Source organism: Thermoanaerobacterium sp. PSU-2, assembly GCF_002102475.1.
Classification (GTDB): Bacteria; Bacillota; Thermoanaerobacteria; order Thermoanaerobacterales; family Thermoanaerobacteraceae; genus Thermoanaerobacterium.
The window spans coordinates 1-392 of record NZ_MSQD01000048.1 but is presented as its reverse complement, the minus strand read 5'-3'; the positions used below and the strand labels follow the sequence as shown (position 1 = coordinate 392).

Below are 392 nucleotides of genomic sequence, written 5' to 3'. Positions count from 1 at the left end.
TATATCATCGATTCATTTCGCTACTTTGGCTAACGCCGTCTATGCGTTGTGACGGCTTTCGCTTTCGCTCATACGCCAAACTACGCTACATTCATCGTGATATATCACGAAAGCTTCATTAATCGTTCGCTTTTGATAGATTTTTTCTCTATTTATGCTTTCTTAAATGAACTTTGAATACTGCACAATGCTAAAGGTCAAGTCCTCGACTTATTAGTACCGGTCAGCTGAAAGTATTTCTACTCTTACACCTCCGGCCTATCTACCTCGTCTTCTTCAAGGTGTCTTACTCCTTTCGGATGGGAAATCTTATCTTGAGGTGGGTTTCACGCTTAGATGCTTTCAGCGTTTATCCCTTCCAAACTTGGCTACCCAGCTGTGCGTACGGCTAC

1 rRNA gene is annotated in these 392 nt (G+C 42.6%); it reads right to left on the bottom strand.

The features are described 5' to 3' along the window. Nucleotides 1-193: 193 nt before the first annotated feature. Nucleotides 194-392 (bottom strand): 23S ribosomal RNA (locus BVF91_RS13060); the annotation flags it as partial.